Here is a 20,291-nt window from a genome sequence, read left to right on the forward strand (position 1 = left end):
TAACAAATTTCCTATGAAGTTAAAATGTATTTGTGGGAGTTTGAGGGGTGGATGTATTTATTGGTAGTAAAGGACTATAGTTTAGTAAGTTTTATATACAAAAGGATGTCAAAAAAAGCCATCACTCACTTTATTCACATAAATGAGGATGGCTTTATACAGTTGTACTTATACTTGGCTTTGTTCTGTTAAGTATAGCTGGTAGAGTGCATGTAATGCGTCTTTGCCTTGTTGCGCCACAAGTTTTTCCTGAAGTAAATACATGCTAATCACGGTCTTTTCCTCGTTCAACACACCATCATCAAACGATAGAGTCACTTCAATAAGGCCATCTTCACGGAGCTGTTTCTTCATATCCTCATCAAAGTTGTATTCGGCAAAAAGGCCGTTATCTTTCCACGTACCTGTAATTTTTAATTCATTTTGTTCACCTTTTTTTTCATAATGCCACTGCACGTCACGTAGAATACTTTTGAAAAGGTCGTTCATTGTAAATGTTTGATTATCAATTTGCACTTCATAAGCGCGAACGGAATGAACATCTAAAGATATTGATGTCGCTGCTTCATTTGCTTTGGAGTTGATTCCAGCCGCCGCATTTTTTATGTCACCAATCGCTTGCGTACAGCCTGCTAATAATAAAGTGAAAAACAGCAGGCTGCAAATTGTAAGGGAATTTCGCATAACAATCCTCCATCGTTCTTATGTATATATTCATCTTACTAGAATCGATGCGCTGTAACAGGGTGAAATCATGCATGTTTGTGAACGATTTGTAACAGCGCGGCGTAATTGAATTTGTACCAATGGAGCTGTATTAAAAAATTGAATTACGGGTATGTTAGAACTAACAGCGAATCGCATAGAAATGGGCAGCACATCATCATCATTCCTACTAGAAAATGAGAGGGTTGATACAATGAGAATAAATGATGAAATGTTAGATAAACTGGGGACTTATTTTGTCTATCATGAAGTGTATAACCGTTATGGCATTACATTTGAAAGCTTCGTAGATCGTTGGTCAAGAGGAATTATTGATATTTAATACATGGGAAAGTTTGCGTGCAAGAAGATGATTATGGCTTTATCATTGCGCCTATTTTACGATAGCTGACAGGAAAGCGCCTCTATTAAGGGACGCTTTTCTTTTTGAATTGTAAAAGGAATGTGTTATTCATCTGTGAAATGAGCTTTGAGAATCATATATTATCGTAATTTTCATATATAGGAAATAAAGAGTTCTTTCTGTTGATAAACCACAACTGTTGTATACTACTCTAAAAACTTGTTGATGTTATATAACAACGTTGATATAGTGAGAATATTAAAATATATTAATAGGGGTGAGAGAATGATTACATTTTTAGTTTGTATTGTGCTGTTAATTGTTGGTTACTTTACGTATGGTAAGTTTGTAGAGAAAGTGTTTGGGGAGAAGGAGGAAAGACCTACTCCAGCGTATGTCAATGCAGATGGAGTGGATTATGTACCAATGTCTACACCTAAAAACTCGTTAATCCAGCTATTAAACATTGCAGGGACAGGTCCGGTTTTTGGTCCTATTGCAGGGGCGCTTTATGGTCCAGTTGCATTTGTTTGGATTGTGGTAGGCTGTATTTTTGCAGGAGCAGTACATGATTATTTAACAGGAATGATTTCCATTCGTAACAAAGGGGCACATTTACCAGAATTAGCGGCAAAGTTTTTAGGAAAGGTAATGAAGCACGTCGTCAATGTGTTTGCCCTATTATTATTACTTTTAGTCGGAACGGTGTTTGTATCGTCACCTGCTATGCTTATTCATACTTTAATAGATGGAAAGATTGCTTTAGGTATTATCGTAGCGGTTATTTTCATTTATTACATTTTGGCAACGTTATTACCGATTGATAAAATTATTGGTCGTTTATATCCGTTTTTTGGGGCGCTGTTAATTATTTCTGCTATAGGTATTGGGATTATGCTGGTTGTTACAGGTGCACCGATTCCTGAATTAACATTGCAAAATATGCATCCAGGTGCATTACCAGTTTTCCCACTGTTATTCTTTACAATTACATGTGGTGCATTATCTGGTTTCCATGCAACACAAACGCCGATTATTTCACGTACGACACAAAATGAAAAACAAGGTCGTAAAATTTTCTATGGCATGATGATTGCTGAAGGGATTATTGCGATGATTTGGGCAGCGGCATCTATGAGTCTATTTAATGGCTATGGCGGATTAAATGAGATGATGGCAGCAGGAGGTCCAGCATTAGTTGTAAACGAAATTTCATTAACGCTATTAGGTGCTGTTGGAGGAACATTGGCTGTGTTAGGTGTTGTTGTTTTACCTATTACATCGGGTGATACGGCATTCCGCGCGGCACGTATGATCATTGCGGATTACTTTAAGTTCCCGCAGATGAAAATTCTTAGCCGTATTTGGATTGCATTACCGTTATTTGCTCTGTCGTTTGCGTTAACAAAAATTGATTTTAATATTTTATGGCGCTATTTCTCATGGGCGAATGGTGTAACCGCTGCCATAGCTTTATGGGTAGGAGCGATGTATTTATTCTTAAAGCATAAAAATCATTGGATCTCAACAATTCCAGCAATCTTTATGACGAGCATGTGCTTTGTATATATTGTATATGAACCGAATATGGGCTTCGGTCAGTCATTAACGACTTCGTATATTGTCGGAGCGGTGCTTACTTTAATAGTTACAACAATCTTCTTTGTAGCGGCCTTTAAAAAGCGCGGTACAGAATTTGAGCTAGATATTGATGTTTCAAAATACACAGTAAAACAAAATAGTTAGTTCATAAATGAAGGGGCTGCCAGTTATATAGGTAGCTCCTCTTTTTACGAGAGTTTCAAATACATAGATTGAAAATAACAAGGAGTGTTGAATTATTATGAAAGCAAGGCAACATGGGATAAAAATAGGACAGCTAATGACTGGGAATAAAAATTGTATTACTGACGTTGCAGGTGTAAAGATAGGTCATGTCACATTAAATCATCTGATTAATGATAACGGTGATGCGGCTTGTACAGGCGTCACAGCGATTTTGCCACATGGTGGAAACTTATTTCGCCAAAAGGTAACAGCGGCAAGTTATGTATTGAATGGATTTGGAAAGACAACGGGGCTTGTGCAAGTGAATGAGCTTGGTGTAATCGAGTCACCGATTATGTTGACGAATACATTTGGGGTGCCTGCTGTAACACAAGGAACTCTCCAATATTTATTAAGTCAAAATGAAGAAATTGGCTTAACAACAGGTACGGTCAATACAGTTGTAGGGGAATGCAATGATAGTTATTTAAATTCCATTCGCCAGTTCCCTATCACGCCAGAACACGCGATTGAAGCGATAAAAAATGCTACGGAAGAAATGGCAGAAGAAGGAGCGGTTGGTGCAGGAAAAGGAATGATTTGCTTTGGCTATAAAGGGGGAATCGGTTCGTCTTCTCGTGTCGTTTCGCTGGAAGATAACGACCAAACCTATATAGTCGGTTGCCTTGTACTGAGTAATTTTGGAACGAGCAGTGAATTCATGAAAGAACGCTATATCAAAAATTCTACACAAGAAAACTCCACATTAGCACCTACTGATGGGTCGATTATTATCGTACTGGCAACGGATGCACCATTGAGTAGTCGACAGCTAACACGTGTGATAAAACGTTGTGGCATAGGGCTTGGTCGAACAGGAAGTCATTTTTCAAATGGCAGTGGTGATATTATCATTGGCTTTACAACGGCACATGAAATCCCACATCAAACGACCAATCATGTAGAATCTCGTACGCAAATTCGAGAGGATCATCCGATTATGAATCAATTATTTATGGCTGCAGCTGAAGCGACTGAAGATGCGATACTTAATTCATTAGCGCAGGCAACAACAACAGTTGGACGCCACGGTAATCAAGTTGAGCAATATATTTTTGAGTAGTTTAAGAGGCTTCCTTTGTTAAAGATAGTAAAAAGAGTATATTACTACCGAATTAATAATGGATTGAAGAAAAAACTTTCAAAATAATGATAGTTATGATATTTTTAGTTAAATAACTGAAAACTCTAAAACTTCTAAATATTAAACTCTGTATTTGTTTTCATAAGGAACGGGGTGTATAACGATTTTAGAAAAATTATTAAAACCTATTCAACATCGGGGCTCAGCTAATGAAAGACCGGTAATCAAGGAAACACGTGAGCCGCTAGTTGAGTTGAAGCCGATAAAAAGTCGTTTATTTATTCGGTCTAGCTATTATGAACAAAAAATTCCAAATAGTTTACAATCGATTTATTTACGCCAAGGTACTACTGAGCGATTGCATGAAGCATTAGCCAATTTACCAGAATCCTATAGTTTCATTGTGTATGATGGCTATCGACCTTTACAAGTTCAACAGTTTTTATTTGATCAAGTGCAGCAAGAAATTGCCTTGGTCAATCCTAGCTGGAGCGAAGAACAAGTTCAAAAAGAAACATTAAAATATGTGGCTTATCCAAGCATAGAGAAAGGCTACCCAGCACCCCATTTAACAGGAGGGGCTATTGATTTAACATTGGGTGATTCAGAGGGGAATCCACTCGATTTAGGGACAGATTTTGATGAAACGAACGCGAAATCGGCAACGGCTTATTTTGAGGAGCATGCTGATGAAAATCCAGAAGCGGTTAAAAATCGTAGAATGCTGTTTAACTGTATGACTTATGCAGGTTTTGAAAACTATTCAGAAGAATGGTGGCATTATGATTTTGGCAATGTGACGTGGGCAAGGAGAGCGCATGAACCGACAGCGTTTTACGGAGCCATCATTGCGACGATTGAAAAAAACGAATTAAAGGGGTATCGATACAAATGAAAGTATACATTAGTGCAGATATTGAAGGCATTACAGGTACGACCCATTGGAATGAAACCGAGTTAAATCATCCAGAGTATCACTATTTCCAAAAGCAAATGACAAAGGAAGTACTTGCTGCAATTGAAGGTGCAGTTGCAGGGGGAGCGACAGAAATTTTACTAAAAGATGCGCATGATTCAGCACGCAATATTCTTTTGGAGGAGTTACCTGAAAACGTCAAAATTATTCGTGGTTGGACTCAAGACCCGATGTGTATGGTCGCAGGGCTAGATGAAACATTTGATCGTGCCATTTTCATTGGGTATCACAGTGAGGGCGGTAGCGAGCACAATCCATTGGCACATACATTAAGCCTCATTGCGGATGTGAAAATTAATGGCCAATATGCAAGTGAATTTATGATTAATACATATGCGGCTGCGCTTTATAAAGTACCAGTTGCCTTCGTTAGCGGGGATCAGGCATTAACTGAGCATATAGCAAAGATAAACGACCAAATTGTCTCATATGCAACAAAGGTCGGAATTGGTTCGGCTACGATTAATGTGAGTCCACAAAAAGCATTAAAAGAGACAAAGGGCTTAATCGAACAAGCAATGCATGTGGAACGTGAAAAAATTCAAGTAACGCTTCCAGAGAAATTTGAACTGGAGCTTATTTATAAGGATCATATTAAAGCATATCGTAATTCATTTTATCCAGGGGCAAAATTTAAAGCACATAATACCGTTTTGTTTGAAACAACTGATTTTTATGAAGTACTACGCATTCTACAGTTTTTAACTTGATTCAGTGGGTAAAAGTCAGTTTAGTAGAAGTACCTCTCATCACACCATCGCAGTGGTAATCAAAAATATCACGCTGGTCGATTTATATGGGGCGAGTCTTTGTGTTGAAGATCCAGTTGAGGGATGACCGGTTTTTGAAGGGGGAAAACTTCAAATGACGGAGCAGCCAGGATTGGGGTTTTTAATAGAAAATTTGTAATGGTTATCAACTTACCAAGTGTTTTAAAAAGGGGAAATAGGGGGTTTTTGTGTGAGAAAGTATTTATTGTTTTTAACATGTATGTTTGTGCTTGTTTTAGCTGCTTGTAGTGATAAAACAGACTCAAGTACAGCAGGGGATTCAAACAAAGATTCAAAGCCAGTAGAGTATAAAACAGTTTATTCTGGTGAAATCAAAACGCTTAACTATTTAAAAACATCAGAAACAAATGAATTCGCAGTTGCAGCAAACTTAGTAGACGGACTTATCGAATATGATGAGTACGGCATTGTTAAACCAAGTCTTGCAGAAAGCTGGGAATCAAATGCGGATGCGACGGTTTGGACATTTAAACTTCGTGAAGGCGTAAAGTGGATGACACATGATGGTAAAGAATATGCCGATGTTGTCGCTCAAGATTTCGTAGACGGATTAAATTACGTTTTAGATGCAAAAAATGAATCATCTACATCTTGGATTGCCACAGTTGTTAAAAATGGTGATGCTTTTAATACAGGTGCAATAACAGATTTCTCTCAAGTAGGTGTAAAAGCACTAGATGATTACACACTTGAATATACATTAGAGGGGTCAACGCCTTATTTCTTATCTATGTTAAATTATGTATGTTTCTTCCCGGTTAATGGCGCATTTTTAGCTGAAAAAGGGGAAGGTTTTGGTACGACACGTGAAAACTTCCTATACAATGGCGGGTATATTTTAGACAAATTCGAGCCACAAAATGAGCGAGTATTAGTAAAAAATGAAGCGTATTGGGATAAAGATCAAATAAAAATTGACCGCATTCGATATAAGTACAATAAAGAAGCTGCGACTGTAGCACCAGAATTATTTTTACGTGGTGAAACTGATGCAACAAGTGTACCGACTTCAATTTTAGATCAATGGTTAAATGATGAGGACAAGAAAAACTTAGTGCGTCAAAATACAAACAATTTCTATACGTATTTCTATGCATTAAACTTCGACCCACAATATGATGCGGAGTTTGAGCCGGAAAACTGGAAAGTAGCAGTAAATAATAAAGATTTCCGTAAATCAATTTACCATGCGTTAGACCGTGTATCGGCGTTGTTAACGATGGAACCACACAATCCAAAAGATTTAGTATCAAATACAGTAACGCCAAAAAACTTCGTGGATGTTAATGGTGTGGACTATACACAATTAGAGCCATTAAAAGCGATTACAAATAATGATTCATTTAATGCAGATTTATCAGCGGAGTATAAAGAAAAAGCAATGGCAGCATTAGCTGGAAAAGCAACATTCCCAGTTAAAGTAGTTATGCCTTATAACTCAGGTATGCCAGAGTGGGCGAATCGTTCCCAAGTTATTGAGCAACAAGTGGAAAAATTATTAGGTACGGACTATGTAGACGTTGTCATTGAAGCAGGTCCAGCAACAGGCTTCTTAGGTGAAGTACGTCGCCCAGGTAAATTCTCAATCATCGAAGCAAACTGGGGTCCTGACTTTGCAGATCCATCTACTTACACAGATGCATTTACAGAGGGTGGCACATATAACAAGCCAGAGCTAGCGGAAGGTTACCAAGAAGCGAATGGTAAAAACACATACCAAAACTTAGTAGATGCAGCAAAAGTTGAAGTAGAACCTGCAAAACGTTTTGAATTATTTGCAAAAGCAGAAGCGTTTTTAATTGAAGAAGCATTCGTTATCCCATACGCAGTTGGTGGCGGTGGCTATGTTGCCTCTAAATTAAATCCATTCGAATCACAATACTCTCCGTTTGGTGTAACGATGGAGAAATTTAAAGGTCAAACACTCCTAGAAAAGCCAATGAGCAATGAAGAATTTAAATCAGCTAAAGAAGCATGGGAAAAAGAGCGTGCGGAAGCTTTAGCAAATGCTTCAAACTAAACACAATGAATGATTTCATTTCGTTGTAGGGACAGGAGATGACAGAAAAGATTTTTTCTGCATCTCTTTTCTTATTTCAGAGCATAAGTTGTGAAGAGAACCTGCAAAAAAATAGTCACTAGGAGGAGCTTACAATGCTGAAATACATAGGGAAAAGATTAGTGCAATCGATTTTCACACTATTTGTCATTATCACAATTGTTTTCTCTCTATTACGATTAATGCCTGAGGAAGGTTATTTAGGGGCAGCTGCTGAAAAAATGACCGAAGCGCAACAGGAAATTTATTTAACGAATTTAGGGTTAAGAGACCCGCTAATTGTGCAGTTAGGGAATTTTTATCAAGGTTTATTTCAAGGGGATTTAGGAAAGTCCATTACATATCGAACGGATGTGCCAGTAGTGGATATTATTCAAGATAAAATGATGTATTCGATTTTATTTGGATTAGGTGCAGTTGCGCTTTCTTTATTAGTTGGTGTGCCACTCGGTATTTTAATGGCCCAATTTAAAGGGCGCTGGCTGGATCGTTTAGGGACAGGTTACATCGTCTTCGTTGTGGCCGTACCAGCGATGGTGTATTTCCTGATGATTCAAATGTATGTTACGGGCTGGTTCGGCTGGCCGATGCTATTTGATGAGTACAATCCAATTAGTTTTATTTTACCGCTCATTTCTATGGCGCTTGGTCCGATTGCGTCTTATGCGATGTGGATGCGACGCTATATGGTGGATGAGTTAAATAAAGATTATATTAAACTAGCTCGTGCAAAAGGCGTGAAGGAACGTACAATTATGTTCCGTCACGTATTACGAAACGCTTTTATTCCGATGGCTCAATATTTGCCAGCAACTATTTTATTTACGATTACGGGCTCGATTTATATTGAATCACTGTATTCCATTCCAGGTATGGGTGGACTATTAGTAGATGCAATTCAGCGTCAGGATAATCAGGTTGTACAAGGGTTAGTCATCTTCTTTTCTTCACTAGGAATTATTGGCTTAATTTTAGGGGACCTTTTAATGGCTATTGTAGATCCACGAATTAAATTAGGGAAAGGAGACAGTGTACGCTAATGGGCTTATATACAAAAGAAATTCAGAATATTTCGGATAAATCAAATGAATCATTATTTGACTTTGCCGTAGCGGATGATTCAAAAGCAGAAGAAACGGCCTATTCCAATTATTCCTATTGGCGGTCAACATGGCGCTCTTTCCTAAAAAATAGAATAGCGGTCTTCTTATTATTTATGGTTGTCTTTATTATCGGATTTACGCTTATTCAGCCGTATTTACCAAGTCAAAAGTCACCAACTGAAATTTATATTAATCCAGATACAGGCATGCAGGACCGAAATGTAGCGCCGAATGGGGAGTATTGGTTTGGTACGAACTCGATCGGACAGGATTTATGGTCACGTATTTGGGAAGGCACACGAACTTCCTTATATATCGGCTTTGTCGTTGCCATGGTGGAAGTGATTGTCGGATTTACAATTGGTGCGTTATGGGGCTTCTCTCGAAAACTCGAAGTGCCATTCACGCAGCTTTATAACATTGTTGATAATATTCCAACAACAATTGTCCTTATTTTAATGTCGTATATTTTAAGACCAAGTGTTTCGACAATTATTATTGCAATGTGTATTACCGGCTGGGTAGAAATGGCGCGCTTTTTACGAAATCAAATCGTTATTTTACGTGACCGTGAGTATAACTTAGCATCTAAAACATTAGGAACACCTGGCTATCGTATTATTTTGAAAAACTTATTGCCGTATTTAATTTCGGTTATTATGTTACGTATGAGTTTAGCGGTTCCGTTTGCGATTGGGGCAGAAGTATTTTTAACGTATATCGGGCTTGGGCTACCAGTCAGTATCCCGTCATTAGGAAACTTGATTAATGAAGGGCGCGTACTGATGATGTCACCTGATTTACGCTATCAATTAATATTCCCAAGTATTGTCCTAAGTGCTATTACAATTGCCTTTTATATTATCGGTAATTCATTTGCAGATGCTGCAGATCCAAAAAATCACGTGTAAGGGGGATGGCGAACGATGGAGTCTACATTATCAATACAAAATTTAGTCATAAAATTTAAATTGCGCGGTCAAACATTAACGGCCATTCGAGATATTTCACTTGATTTATATAAAGGAGAGAGCCTGGCAATTGTAGGAGAATCCGGTTCAGGTAAATCGGTATTAGTAAAGTCGATTATGGGATTGCTTGATAAAAATGGTTATATTGATTCGGGGAAAATTTTATATAACGGACATGATTTAGCGAAGTTTAAAACGGAAAAGGATTGGCTGAAAATTCGTGGTAAGCAGATTGCGATGGTTACGCAAGATCCGATGACCAGCTTAAATCCATTGAAAACAGTAGGCAAGCAAATTGAAGAAAGTGTCGTGTTACATCAAAATTTAAAGGGCAAAGAAGCGTATGAAAAAACATTGCAGCTATTACGGGATGTCGGCATACATGAGGTTGAACGACGCTATAAACAGTACCCACATGAATTTTCAGGTGGGATGCGTCAACGGATTGTCATTGCGATTGCGGTCGCTTGTAACCCAGATGTATTAATATGCGATGAGCCAACAACAGCACTTGATGTAACGATTCAAGCTCAAATATTGCAGTTATTAACGAACTTACAGCAAAAATATGGGTTATCGACGATTTATATTACGCATGACCTTGGTGTCGTTGCAAAAGTAGCGGACCGCATTGCTGTCATGTACGCAGGAGACATTATTGAAGTGGGGAAAACAGATGAAGTTTTCTTTAATGCGAAACATCCGTACACATGGGCATTAATTTCCTCGCTTCCTCAATTAGGGGAAAAGGGGGAGGAACTTTATTCGATTAAAGGGACACCGCCGAATTTATTTAAAGAAATAAAAGGGGATGCCTTTGCGCCGCGTAATCAGTATGCATTAAAAATTGATTTTGTGGAACGTCCACCATTCTTTAAAGTGTCAGACACTCATTTTGCGAGAACATGGCTTCTTGATTTAAAGGCACCAAAAGTGGAACCTCCGAAAGTGTTACAAGCATTTTTTGAAGAGGGGAGGCGCTATGCCAATGAGTAATCCTAGAAAAGAAAAATTAATCGAAGTAAAAAATATTGATATTATTTTTGGCAGTGGCAAGAAACAGTTTAAAGCAGTAGATGATGTGAGTTTTGATATTTACAAAGGGGAAACGTTTGGATTAGTTGGGGAATCGGGTTCAGGAAAAACTACGATTGGGCGTGCGATTATGCGCATTAATCCCGTTTCCAATGGCGAAATTTTATTTCATGGACAAAAAATAAATGGACGTATTCCAAAAACGTGGGATAAGGAAATTACACAAAAGATTCAAATGATTTTCCAAGATCCGGGCGCTTCACTAAATGAACGAGCGAAAGTGGATTACATTATTTCGGAGGGATTAATTAGCAATAAACGATTTAAATCTGAAGAAGAACGAATTCAAAAAGTGAAAGATGCGCTCCTTGAAGTAGGTTTACTGCCTGAGTTCGCATCGCGCTTCCCGCATGAGTTTTCGGGTGGGCAACGTCAGCGAATTGGTATTGCAAGGTCGCTCGTCATGGAGCCTGAATTTATTGTGGCGGATGAACCGATTTCTGCACTCGATGTTTCGATTCGTGCACAAGTGTTAAATTTACTATCGAATTTACAGGAGCAAAAAAATTTAACGTATTTATTTATTGCCCACGATTTATCGATTGTACGCTTTATTACAGACCGTACAGCTGTTATTTATAAAGGGAAAATAGTGGAGCTCGGCGAAACGGAAAAGCTCTTTAATAATCCGCTTCATCCGTATACGAAAGCATTGATGGCTGCTGTTCCAGAACCGAATCCGTATAAAGAGCGCCAAAAAACGTTGCAAGTGTATGATCCAACACAGCATCGTTATGAGGAAGATCCACCTGAATTTGTGGAAATAGAAGCTGGGCATTTTGTTTTAGCGAATAAGGAAGAACAGCTGACATATCGTCAACAAATCGAAAAGAGGGGGAGTCTTGTATGACAATGGTTATTCCAAAATCATTAAAAAAAGGCGATACAGTTGCGTTAGTTAGTGCTTCTGGAGCGACGCCACCTGATAAATTACAGCCTGCTATTGAAGCTGTAGAAAAATTAGGGTTTAACGTTGTTGTAGGTGAAACATGTCGGGCGCGCCATGGCTATTTAGCAGGTAGCGACGAACTACGGGCAAAGGAACTCAATGCGATGTTTGCCAATCCTGAAATTGATGGGATTTTCAGTATTCGTGGTGGTTACGGGGCAACGAAAATATTACCGAAGCTTGATTTGGAAACGATTAAGCAAAATCCAAAAGTATTTGCTGGATATAGTGATGTAACAGCATTACATATCGTAATGAATCAACAATGTAATTTGGTTACGTACCATACACCGATGCCATCGACCGAATTTATTCGTGAAAAAATGGATGATTACACGTGGGAGTATTTTATTAACAGCGTGACGAATACACAAGGGAGTGACTATCAATTAAAGAATCCACCTGGTGAGGAAATGGTTACAGTTGTTCCAGGTACGGCGACAGGGCAATTAGTTGGTGGGAATTTAACGCTCGTAGTCGCTTCATTAGGTACGCCGTATGAAATTGACTTACAGGGCAAAATTTTATTTTTAGAAGATATTGAGGAAAATGAACAGCGCATTGACCGCATGTTGACACAATTGCAGCTTACTGGAAAGTTAGAAGGACTAGCCGGAATCTTGTTAGGCGGGTGGACGGATTGTGGTCCGCCAGACCCAAAGCATCCAGAAAATAGTTTGCGTTTAGAAACGATTGTAGATGAAATTTTAACCCCTTTAAATATTCCGATTTTAATGAATGTGACGTGTGGGCATGTGTTACCAACAATGTCTTTACCACTAGGGAAAACGGTGAAGGTCGATGCAACGGCAAAAACGATTACGGTCGTGGAATAGTCATGATGAAGAAACAATTGGCGCAACTACTTGATGCCATTCCGTATCGTGTGCATGTCATCATCCAAGATTACCGAACGAATCAGCTATTTATAGAGAAAAATAAAGATGCTGTTTTTTCAAGTGCGAGTGTCATTAAAGTGCCAATTTTGATGGCGATATTACATCATCTTGAAAAAACGAATGGGCAGCTTTCGCAAAAGGTACCAATCACAGATGCCAATATCGTTGATTTTAGTGTACTAACCGAGCAACAGCAAAAGAAGGCTACATTGCATGAGCTACTGCTGTGGATGATTATTACGAGTGATAATACGGCAACAAATATGTGTATCGATTTGATTGGCTTCGAGGCATTAAATGACTATTTTCAGCATATCGGGTTAAAATCGACAGCGGTTCAGCGCAAAATGATGGATTTTGAGCGCCAACAACAAGGTTTAGATAATGTCACAACGGCTCGCGATATGCAGCATTTATTTCAACAAGTTTATGCTGGGACATTGCTAGCACGTGAATGGAATGAGGTTGCGCTCAATATTTTATTGCGTCAAAGAAGTCATGAATCGCTCAAACGATATTTAGTCGATGACGTCAAAATTGCGCATAAAACGGGTGGTTTGGATACCGTTGACCATGATGTTGGCATTGTTTTTACGGAACAAGTGGATTATTTTATTGGTGTGTTCTTAACTGAGGTCACAGACAATGACAAGGCGAGGCAATATATCGGTCAAATTTCAAAAATTGCATATGCATATTTTCAAAAAGGATAGGAGGAATTTATTAAAATGAATGCACTTATAAAGGTAGCCATTGCTAATTTGCATGCAGAACCGAATATACAATCGGAAATAGCAGATGAAGCTTTATATGGAATGCCAGTCGAAATAATCGAACATGTCGATGAGAAATGGGCAAAAATTCGCACGTTTTATCGTTATGAAGGCTATTGCTTAAAGGAAAATATTGATGTCGATGAAGCATTAAAAAATACCTGGATTGAACAAGCAAAACATGTCGTTATTCAAAGTTTTGCAGATGTTTTAGTAAGTCCAATCATTCAAAGTGAAAAAATGATTACTTTACCACGCGGTGCTTTTATTCAAGTGATTGAAGATATTGAAGTCGAAAAGGGCTGGACAAAAGTTCGTTTAGTTACAGGGGAAATTGGTTATGTAAGAAGTATGTGGGTACAGGAACGCACGCATGTGTATACGTTAAATCAAGCGGTATTCCGTGAGAAAGTGGTGGAAACAGCCTTTAGCTATTTAGGAACGCCTTATCGCTGGGGTGGGAAAACGCCAGCTGGGATTGATTGTTCTGGGCTTTGCTCGATGGCGTACATGTTCAATGGCGCGTATATTTACCGAGATGCAAAAATCATCGACGGCTTCCCGCTAAAGGCAATCGACCAAAAAGACATACAGCGCGGTGATTTACTGTTCTTTCCAGAGCACGTGGCTATGTATATTGGCGATGATTGCTATATTCATTCTTCGCTTGGTGGCAATGAAGTGAATGTTAACAGTTTAAATCCTAAGCATGAAAATTATCGTGAAGACTTAGCTACGACGATCACAGGTGTGGGGAGTTTGTTTTAAAAGGTAAAATAGAGGTGTTATGAATATCTCGTTGAAATTCAAATTAAAAAGAAACAACTCAGATTCAAATAACCTGAGTTGTTTCTTTTTTAGTGCGTATTAAAAGTTTTTAGAAATCCATTGATTCGCCTCTAACCAATTGTTTACGCGGATAACATTAGTTGGAACGGATCGCTGGTTATAAGGGGTATTGAATAAAATAACCGGAATGTTCAATTGTTCTGCAATTTCCACAGCGTTGTCATGCTTATCCTCGAAAAAAGCCTCTACTTGATGCTTCTTGGCCATCGAAATTTTATCATGGCTGCCGATTAGTTCAATATGATCGTATGGCACATCGAATGCATGGAACCAGTTTTGCGTAATATCTAGAACGTTTGTCCCGCGAGCTGAAATATAATACAGTTCATACTTCGGCTGCCATAGCTGTAAAATTTGCAAAGCATTTTCAGCTAACTCGCTTGCCTCGTACATTAATGGCTCATTTTTCTTAAACCACGCTTGGAATTCATCACGGTTAACAGGATACGGAAAGCCACTTAAAAAATCATATTCTGTTACATCTGCTAATGTCATATTAATATTATATTGCTTATTAATATGTGGAAGTAATGTAGAAGGACAAGTAACCGTCCCATCAATATCAATGCCGAATCGGTGTTTTAAAGGTGTCATTTCCTCAACTCCTATCTACGCATTTGCTTCAGCTTCGCGTGCTTTAACCATCTCAGCTACTAATTTATCAATTTCTTTTTTCAGTTCGTCTACCATAGTTTCCTCTGGCACTTTTCGAACCGTTTTGCCCTTCATGAATAATAGTCCTTCACCACGAGCACCAGCAATGCCGATATCTGCTTCACGTGCTTCACCTGGTCCGTTTACTGCACAACCAAGTACCGCTACTTTTAAAGGTACATCCAATTTTGAAATATATTCTTCTACTTCATTCGCAATCGAAATTAAATCGATTTCAATACGACCACAAGTTGGACATGAAATTAATGTCGCCATATTCGAAGCTAAAGCAAATGATTTTAATAATTCACGTGCTACTTTAATTTCTTCTACTGGGTCAGCAGAAAGGGAAATACGCAATGTATTACCGATGCCTTTTGATAAAATGGCACCTAAACCAGCTGCGGATTTTACCGTACCGGCAAACAATGTACCAGACTCTGTAATTCCTAAGTGAAGTGGGTAGTCAAAAGCTTTAGCTGCTTTTTCGTACGCTTCAATCGCAAGGTTTACGTCAGAAGCTTTCATCGACACAATAATATCGTGGAAGTCTAAGTCTTCTAGAATTTTAATGTGATGAAGAGCTGATTCGACCATTCCATCTGCAGTTGGGTAGCCATATTTTTCAAGGATATGACGCTCTAATGAACCCGCGTTTACCCCAATACGAATTGGAATTCCTTTTGCTTTAGCTGCGTTAACAACAGCTTCCACTTTTTCGCGACGTCCGATATTACCTGGGTTAATACGAACTTTATCAATGCCGCCTTCAATTGCTTTTAATGCTAATTTGTAGTCAAAGTGAATATCCGCAACAAGGGGGATATTGATTTGTTTTTTTATTTCTGGAATTGCATCTGCTGCGCGTTCATCAGGAACAGCAACACGTACAATTTGGCATCCAGCCTCTTCTAAACGTTTAATTTCAGCGACAGTCGCTTCAACATCATGTGTTTTTGTCGTACACATACTTTGAATTACGACTTCGTTATTGCCACCAATTGTTAAATTACCGACACGCACAGGACGCGTTTTCGTACGGTGAACGATTTCACTCATGAAAATTCTCTCCTTCTCAGGCTTTTGAATGTGTAGTTGAATCGATTCAACTATTCTTTATGTAAGCCGTCACTGTTCCTTATTTTATCAGTGTCTGATTATAAGGACAAGGAAGAAACGCTACGATTTCAATTTGTGCAATTTTTTTTGGCAATTGTTTGCATTGGCATTAAGATTTGTTCACCTGGAACGAGTGATTGTAGTTGTAGGTGTGGGTTCAATTGATAAAATTTCGCAAGGCGATCTGGGTAGGTCATTTTGGTAGGAGATGGGGTTGCTGCAAATAGGCTGTACATCGTATCACCTTCCATTACTTGAACTGTCACATAAGCAAGTTCTTCCTCGTTTTGGCAATCTGTTTTTGGCTGATAAAAGGATGCAAGTGGCAATGTGCCTTCTTGTAAATCGACCTTAATCACAAAGGCAATGGCAACGATAATGATCGAGGCAATTAATATTCGCAAAAAAAATCCCTCCGTCTCTCATTTTCATAGATTAAAAACTACTTTCTAAACTATATGTGAGATAGAGGGATTCATTCATTTTTTTTCAAGTGGATATTTTGTTAACGCGAAAATAATAAACGCCATCGTAATAAAAATGCTGATGAGCGTAATGATTGTTGACGAAATCGGCAATAAACTACCAAACATCGAGAGCAATGTGGCCCAAGTGCTAGCAAAAACAGCTGTACGCCAAACTTGACGGTATTCACCGCGGCGCTTCATTGGCTTCACTAAAAATTGCCCAGCTAGAGCATATAAGCTGACTTTCATAAAATAAATGGCGGTGCTCATCACAAATAAAAAAACAACCGCAATTGGGTAAACAATCCACTTTATGTCCGCTACATATTGTTCGATATCACCATAGTTAAATACAGCATCTGCCCCGGTAGTAACGAATTGACCAAAAGAAAAAGCGGTTAATAATGTAATAAGTAAAAAGGCGTATTGCATCACCTTCCCAATAGATAAAATACGATAAGCCCCTAATTTTTTCGGGCTCATTAAACTATCAATTAATAATTGCATGTGAGAAATTTTCATATGTATTAACTCCTTTGACATGTATTTTAACATGAAAAATTATAGTTTTGTAGGATGGGCTAGAATAGAAAGGCTATCCACATTCACCACCTGAAATAAATGAAACTTTTAACTGATACATATCGTATAATTTTAGAGGACATGAATAGGAGAATCGTAAGGAAGTAAAAAAATAAGTTTCAAAATTGGAAAGGAAGATTTGCTGTTTGGACATTTTAGCATGGACAATTATTATTGCACTATTTGCCATCGCATTTATTGGACTCGTTTATCCGATTATTCCATCGGTTATTTTTATAGTAGGCGGTTTCATTGCGTATGGCTTGTTTTATAGCTTTGCTGATTTACCATGGTGGTTTTGGTTAATCGAAATTTTATTCGTTATTTTACTGTTTGTTGCGGATACAATTTCAAATATAATTGGCGTTAAAAAATTTGGTGGATCAAAAGCGGGTATGTGGGGAAGTACAATTGGTTTGTTAGTCGGCCCATTTGTCATTCCGTTCGCAGGTATTATTGCAGGTCCGTTTTTAGGCGCAATTATTGGAGAGCTCATTGTGGAACGTACATCGATTCAACAAGCGGTAAAAGTAGGCGTCGGATCGGTTATCGGATTTTTAACTTCTGTTGTGACAAAAGGTATCATTCAAGTAATTATGATAATACTATTTATTGTTTCCATTTGAGGAGCGATTATTTGAAAAATTGAGACGCTTTATCGTACACTATATATGGAAAACATTACTAGATTAATGAATAGAAAAGAAAGACAGTGTTTCCGTCAAAAGACTGAAATGTTAAATCTACTATTTTTTTCATTGAATGAAGCACATATATTTGATAACCTAGTAGTGTAATCAACATTAATATTTATTCCAGGGAGGAATTCACAATGGCTTTTGAATTACCACAATTAACTTACGCGTATGACGCATTAGAACCACATATCGATGCAAAAACAATGGAAATTCACCACACAAAACACCATAATACGTACGTTTTAGGTTTAAACGCAGCGGTAGAAGGTACTGAATTTGCAGGCAAAGATCTTATTGAGTTAATCTCAGACATCGATGCACTTCCAGCTGACAAACAAACACCAGTACGTAATCATGGTGGCGGACATGCTAACCACTCATTATTCTGGGAATTAATCGCTCCAGGCGGTTCAACTACTCCAGTAGGCGAAGTGGCAGCTGCAATCGATGCAAAATTCGGTTCATTTGACGCTTTCAAAGAAGAGTTTGCTAAAGCGGCAACAACTCGTTTCGGTTCAGGCTGGGCTTGGTTAATCGTTGATGGTGACTCAGTTGCTGTAACTTCAACTCCAAATCAAGATTCTCCAGTAATGGAAGGCAAAACGCCAATCCTAGGCTTAGACGTTTGGGAGCATGCTTACTACTTAAACTACCAAAACCGTCGTCCAGACTACATTGGTGCTTTCTGGAACATCGTAAACTGGGATGTAGTAGAAGCTAAATTCCAAGCTGCTAAATAATAAAATCATTCAAAGGCATGTTAAGTATAACTTAGCATGCTTTTTTCTATGCCTTTTTTACTGTTATACGATAAAATATGTATTAAATAATCCAAAATGAGGTGGTACCATGTTTGAAGAATTTATCGCTGAAATAGATGAAAAGTGGCATGATGCATTTATTAAATTAATGACAACTGTAGATGAAAATTTACCTGAAGGATTTGAAAAGACACGTGATCGAAATATGATTGCTTATAGTGTACCGCTTACAACTTATCCAAAAGGTTACCATTGTACACCAGGTGAACCCTTACCGTTTTTAAGTATATCACCACAAAAACGCCATTTAGCCCTTTATCACCTCGGTATTTATGCTGAACCAGAGTTACTGCACTGGTTTCAAGAGGCCTACCGAGAAAATGTACCAACGAAATTAAATATGGGGAAAAGTTGTATTCGGTGGACGTCTACCAAACATATCCCATACGAATTAATCGCAGAACTTTGCCAAAAAATGACGATGGAAGATTGGGTTTCGCTTTATGAACATCAACTAGCGAAATAACGATTTTTACAGCGATAGTTTTAAGTCCAATTGAATCAGAGGATTTAAAACTAATTGATAGCTAATCATTTCGCGAGGGGATAAGTAAAGACAATTACTTAAAAAAATTTAATAGCAATTATAGGTTCAAATATAGCAGAACTTGCAAATTATTGTGCTTCTCACAAGTGAGGAGCACGTATTTTTGGAGTCTCAATAACTTAATTGAAAGCCAATCGTAGCAAATAAAATGCCGAACAAAACGGAGCTCATCAAATAAAGGAGAGCTTTTTTCGCTTCTTTTTTTTCGAATAATTGAATAACTTCAAATGAAAATGTAGAAAAGGTTGTAAATGTACCTAAAAAACCAATGACTGCAAAAAGATGAGCTGAGTTTGAATAGCCTTGTCCGATAGCAATTCCGATGAGAAATGAACCGAGACTATTTATAAAAAAAGTAGCAATCGGATAGGCCGTATTAAAAATCGAACGAATGAATAGACTTAATCCGTATCTTGCAATCGCTCCAAAAAAGCCACCAAGTGCAACATATATCAAACATGTTCCCCCCTTTTAGCAAGTCGAAACCCTACATAGCTTGCTAGTACGCAGCCGAGACTACTGCAAACGACATAAATAAAGGCGTATCCATACATGTGCTGCTGCAATAACGACAACGCTTCCAAACTAAATGTGGAAAAGGTCGTAAAGCCGCCTAAAAAGCCCGTCGTAATCCCCAATTTTATGAGGGGATTTTGGATGAATGTTTGCCGTATAAGTAGATAAGCAAGCAAAAAACTACCAAAAAAATTAATGCCTAATGTTACATAAGGAAAGCTAGACGAAACAATGGTCCATTCACTTATTAAATAGCGCAATATTGCACCGAAAGCGCCCCCAATTCCAACTGCTATAAAAGCCATTTTTCCACCTCAAATGAACTATTTTAATATCATTTTGACCGAATCAAACTAAATTGGAAACCTTTATTTTTTTCAAGCCGTCTTAATGTAAACTACGCCCTTTTTTCAAAGCAGTCACAATGTTATACTAAATAGAC

General features: G+C 38.1%; 23 protein-coding genes. 16 read left to right on the forward strand and 7 right to left on the reverse strand.

The genetic code is table 11. The features are described from left to right. Positions 1-168: 168 nt before the first annotated feature. Positions 169-684: a 23S rRNA methyltransferase gene (locus ACQKIH_RS04605; RefSeq protein ID WP_427763670.1), complete on the reverse strand. Its 516-nt coding sequence runs from the start codon at positions 682-684 to the stop codon at positions 169-171. Positions 685-838: 154 nt separating this feature from the next. On the opposite strand from ACQKIH_RS04605, the gene ACQKIH_RS04610 reads away from it, so the two are divergent. The 13 genes from ACQKIH_RS04610 (at position 839) to ACQKIH_RS04670 (ending at position 14,364) form a co-directional block, all read left to right on the forward strand. Further along, positions 839-1,048, forward strand: coding sequence for a hypothetical protein (locus tag ACQKIH_RS04610; RefSeq protein WP_427763671.1), 210 nt, complete (start codon positions 839-841; stop codon positions 1,046-1,048). Between the two features lie 306 nt (positions 1,049-1,354). Next, positions 1,355-2,815: a carbon starvation CstA family protein gene (locus ACQKIH_RS04615; RefSeq protein ID WP_057984116.1), complete on the forward strand. Its 1,461-nt coding sequence runs from the start codon at positions 1,355-1,357 to the stop codon at positions 2,813-2,815. A 97-nt stretch (positions 2,816-2,912) separates the two neighbouring features. Beyond that, entirely contained in the window at positions 2,913-3,959 is a 1,047-nt protein-coding gene (locus tag ACQKIH_RS04620; protein WP_427763672.1) for a DmpA family aminopeptidase, read from the forward strand. A gap of 274 nt (positions 3,960-4,233) precedes the next feature. Continuing rightward, on the forward strand, positions 4,234-4,875 hold the full coding sequence (locus tag ACQKIH_RS04625; protein ID WP_427763673.1) for a M15 family metallopeptidase: 642 nt from the start codon (positions 4,234-4,236) through the stop codon (positions 4,873-4,875). Next, the gene (locus ACQKIH_RS04630) at positions 4,872-5,666 is read left to right on the forward strand and encodes a M55 family metallopeptidase (RefSeq protein ID WP_427763674.1); all 795 of its coding nucleotides are present in this window, start codon (positions 4,872-4,874) and stop codon (positions 5,664-5,666) included. The genes ACQKIH_RS04625 and ACQKIH_RS04630 overlap by 4 nt, the downstream gene beginning before the upstream one ends. 250 nt (positions 5,667-5,916) lie before the next feature. Beyond that, positions 5,917-7,767: a peptide ABC transporter substrate-binding protein gene (locus tag ACQKIH_RS04635; protein WP_427763675.1), complete on the forward strand. Its 1,851-nt coding sequence runs from the start codon at positions 5,917-5,919 to the stop codon at positions 7,765-7,767. Between the two features lie 134 nt (positions 7,768-7,901). Then, on the forward strand, positions 7,902-8,846 hold the full coding sequence (locus tag ACQKIH_RS04640; RefSeq protein WP_057984110.1) for an ABC transporter permease: 945 nt from the start codon (positions 7,902-7,904) through the stop codon (positions 8,844-8,846). Further along, positions 8,846-9,820 carry an ABC transporter permease gene (locus ACQKIH_RS04645; protein ID WP_057984109.1) on the forward strand — a complete coding sequence of 325 codons (975 nt, stop codon included), beginning with the start codon at positions 8,846-8,848 and terminating at the stop codon, positions 9,818-9,820. The genes ACQKIH_RS04640 and ACQKIH_RS04645 overlap by 1 nt, the downstream gene beginning before the upstream one ends. 15 nt (positions 9,821-9,835) lie before the next feature. Further along, complete coding sequence (locus ACQKIH_RS04650; protein WP_057984108.1) at positions 9,836-10,876, forward strand: ABC transporter ATP-binding protein; 1,041 nt, start codon at positions 9,836-9,838, stop codon at positions 10,874-10,876. Next, positions 10,869-11,825 carry an oligopeptide/dipeptide ABC transporter ATP-binding protein gene (locus ACQKIH_RS04655; protein ID WP_427763678.1) on the forward strand — a complete coding sequence of 319 codons (957 nt, stop codon included), beginning with the start codon at positions 10,869-10,871 and terminating at the stop codon, positions 11,823-11,825. The genes ACQKIH_RS04650 and ACQKIH_RS04655 overlap by 8 nt, the downstream gene beginning before the upstream one ends. Next, positions 11,822-12,760 (forward strand): S66 peptidase family protein, encoded by a 939-nt coding sequence (locus tag ACQKIH_RS04660; RefSeq protein WP_427763679.1) that lies wholly within the window; start codon positions 11,822-11,824, stop codon positions 12,758-12,760. Before ACQKIH_RS04655 ends, ACQKIH_RS04660 begins: the two co-directional genes overlap by 4 nt. 5 nt (positions 12,761-12,765) lie before the next feature. After that, the gene (locus ACQKIH_RS04665) at positions 12,766-13,536 is read left to right on the forward strand and encodes a serine hydrolase (RefSeq protein ID WP_427763680.1); all 771 of its coding nucleotides are present in this window, start codon (positions 12,766-12,768) and stop codon (positions 13,534-13,536) included. 15 nt (positions 13,537-13,551) lie between these two features. After that, positions 13,552-14,364 carry a C40 family peptidase gene (locus tag ACQKIH_RS04670; protein ID WP_427763682.1) on the forward strand — a complete coding sequence of 271 codons (813 nt, stop codon included), beginning with the start codon at positions 13,552-13,554 and terminating at the stop codon, positions 14,362-14,364. Between the two features lie 99 nt (positions 14,365-14,463). On the opposite strand, the gene ACQKIH_RS04675 is transcribed toward ACQKIH_RS04670, so the two are convergent. The 4 genes from ACQKIH_RS04675 to ACQKIH_RS04690 all read right to left on the reverse strand — a co-directional run bounded on the left by ACQKIH_RS04675 (position 14,464) and on the right by ACQKIH_RS04690 (position 17,207). After that, positions 14,464-15,039 carry a 5' nucleotidase, NT5C type gene (locus ACQKIH_RS04675; RefSeq protein WP_427763684.1) on the reverse strand — a complete coding sequence of 192 codons (576 nt, stop codon included), beginning with the start codon at positions 15,037-15,039 and terminating at the stop codon, positions 14,464-14,466. A gap of 15 nt (positions 15,040-15,054) precedes the next feature. After that, on the reverse strand, positions 15,055-16,158 hold the full coding sequence (gene ispG, locus ACQKIH_RS04680) for a flavodoxin-dependent (E)-4-hydroxy-3-methylbut-2-enyl-diphosphate synthase (RefSeq protein WP_427763685.1): 1,104 nt from the start codon (positions 16,156-16,158) through the stop codon (positions 15,055-15,057). A gap of 128 nt (positions 16,159-16,286) precedes the next feature. Then, entirely contained in the window at positions 16,287-16,622 is a 336-nt protein-coding gene (locus tag ACQKIH_RS04685; RefSeq protein WP_427763687.1) for a hypothetical protein, read from the reverse strand. Positions 16,623-16,697: 75 nt separating this feature from the next. After that, complete coding sequence (locus tag ACQKIH_RS04690; protein WP_057984099.1) at positions 16,698-17,207, reverse strand: DUF1189 family protein; 510 nt, start codon at positions 17,205-17,207, stop codon at positions 16,698-16,700. A 206-nt stretch (positions 17,208-17,413) separates the two neighbouring features. Here ACQKIH_RS04690 and ACQKIH_RS04695 point away from each other — a divergent pair, with 206 nt between their 5' ends. The 3 genes from ACQKIH_RS04695 to ACQKIH_RS04705 all read left to right on the forward strand — a co-directional run bounded on the left by ACQKIH_RS04695 (position 17,414) and on the right by ACQKIH_RS04705 (position 19,252). Beyond that, positions 17,414-17,893 (forward strand): DUF456 domain-containing protein, encoded by a 480-nt coding sequence (locus ACQKIH_RS04695; RefSeq protein ID WP_057984097.1) that lies wholly within the window; start codon positions 17,414-17,416, stop codon positions 17,891-17,893. Positions 17,894-18,099: 206 nt separating this feature from the next. Next, a complete protein-coding gene (locus tag ACQKIH_RS04700) occupies positions 18,100-18,705 on the forward strand; it encodes a superoxide dismutase (RefSeq protein WP_057984095.1) in 606 nt (201 codons plus the stop codon). A 109-nt stretch (positions 18,706-18,814) separates the two neighbouring features. Beyond that, a complete protein-coding gene (locus tag ACQKIH_RS04705) occupies positions 18,815-19,252 on the forward strand; it encodes a DUF1801 domain-containing protein (RefSeq protein WP_427763689.1) in 438 nt (145 codons plus the stop codon). Positions 19,253-19,444: 192 nt separating this feature from the next. On the opposite strand, the gene crcB (ACQKIH_RS04710) is transcribed toward ACQKIH_RS04705, so the two are convergent. Beyond that, positions 19,445-19,789, reverse strand: coding sequence for a fluoride efflux transporter CrcB (gene crcB / locus ACQKIH_RS04710; RefSeq protein ID WP_427763691.1), 345 nt, complete (start codon positions 19,787-19,789; stop codon positions 19,445-19,447). Next, positions 19,786-20,154: a fluoride efflux transporter CrcB gene (crcB, locus tag ACQKIH_RS04715; protein ID WP_427763692.1), complete on the reverse strand. Its 369-nt coding sequence runs from the start codon at positions 20,152-20,154 to the stop codon at positions 19,786-19,788. Before crcB (ACQKIH_RS04715) ends, crcB (ACQKIH_RS04710) begins: the two co-directional genes overlap by 4 nt. Positions 20,155-20,291: the final 137 nt, after the last annotated feature.

This window comes from Solibacillus cecembensis (assembly GCF_050272495.1).
GTDB classification, from domain to species: Bacteria; Bacillota; Bacilli; order Bacillales_A; family Planococcaceae; genus Solibacillus; species Solibacillus cecembensis.

What these genes read in the sequence shown, in the direction of transcription:
- ACQKIH_RS04605 (WP_427763670.1), bottom strand. Translation starts at nt 684, where the DNA reads ATGCGAAATTCCCTTACAATTTGCAGCCTGCTGTTTTTCACTTTATTA.
- ACQKIH_RS04640 (WP_057984110.1), top strand. Translation starts at nt 7,902, where the DNA reads ATGCTGAAATACATAGGGAAAAGATTAGTGCAATCGATTTTCACACTA.
- ACQKIH_RS04690 (WP_057984099.1), bottom strand. Translation starts at nt 17,207, where the DNA reads ATGAAAATTTCTCACATGCAATTATTAATTGATAGTTTAATGAGCCCG.
- ACQKIH_RS04655 (WP_427763678.1), top strand. Translation starts at nt 10,869, where the DNA reads ATGAGTAATCCTAGAAAAGAAAAATTAATCGAAGTAAAAAATATTGAT.
- ACQKIH_RS04615 (WP_057984116.1), top strand. Translation starts at nt 1,355, where the DNA reads ATGATTACATTTTTAGTTTGTATTGTGCTGTTAATTGTTGGTTACTTT.
- ACQKIH_RS04700 (WP_057984095.1), top strand. Translation starts at nt 18,100, where the DNA reads ATGGCTTTTGAATTACCACAATTAACTTACGCGTATGACGCATTAGAA.
- ACQKIH_RS04610 (WP_427763671.1), top strand. Translation starts at nt 839, where the DNA reads ATGTTAGAACTAACAGCGAATCGCATAGAAATGGGCAGCACATCATCA.
- ACQKIH_RS04660 (WP_427763679.1), top strand. Translation starts at nt 11,822, where the DNA reads ATGACAATGGTTATTCCAAAATCATTAAAAAAAGGCGATACAGTTGCG.
- ACQKIH_RS04665 (WP_427763680.1), top strand. Translation starts at nt 12,766, where the DNA reads ATGAAGAAACAATTGGCGCAACTACTTGATGCCATTCCGTATCGTGTG.
- ACQKIH_RS04645 (WP_057984109.1), top strand. Translation starts at nt 8,846, where the DNA reads ATGGGCTTATATACAAAAGAAATTCAGAATATTTCGGATAAATCAAAT.
- ACQKIH_RS04705 (WP_427763689.1), top strand. Translation starts at nt 18,815, where the DNA reads ATGTTTGAAGAATTTATCGCTGAAATAGATGAAAAGTGGCATGATGCA.
- ACQKIH_RS04650 (WP_057984108.1), top strand. Translation starts at nt 9,836, where the DNA reads ATGGAGTCTACATTATCAATACAAAATTTAGTCATAAAATTTAAATTG.
- ACQKIH_RS04670 (WP_427763682.1), top strand. Translation starts at nt 13,552, where the DNA reads ATGAATGCACTTATAAAGGTAGCCATTGCTAATTTGCATGCAGAACCG.
- ACQKIH_RS04675 (WP_427763684.1), bottom strand. Translation starts at nt 15,039, where the DNA reads ATGACACCTTTAAAACACCGATTCGGCATTGATATTGATGGGACGGTT.
- ACQKIH_RS04630 (WP_427763674.1), top strand. Translation starts at nt 4,872, where the DNA reads ATGAAAGTATACATTAGTGCAGATATTGAAGGCATTACAGGTACGACC.
- crcB (WP_427763692.1), bottom strand. Translation starts at nt 20,154, where the DNA reads ATGGCTTTTATAGCAGTTGGAATTGGGGGCGCTTTCGGTGCAATATTG.
- ispG (WP_427763685.1), bottom strand. Translation starts at nt 16,158, where the DNA reads ATGAGTGAAATCGTTCACCGTACGAAAACGCGTCCTGTGCGTGTCGGT.
- ACQKIH_RS04620 (WP_427763672.1), top strand. Translation starts at nt 2,913, where the DNA reads ATGAAAGCAAGGCAACATGGGATAAAAATAGGACAGCTAATGACTGGG.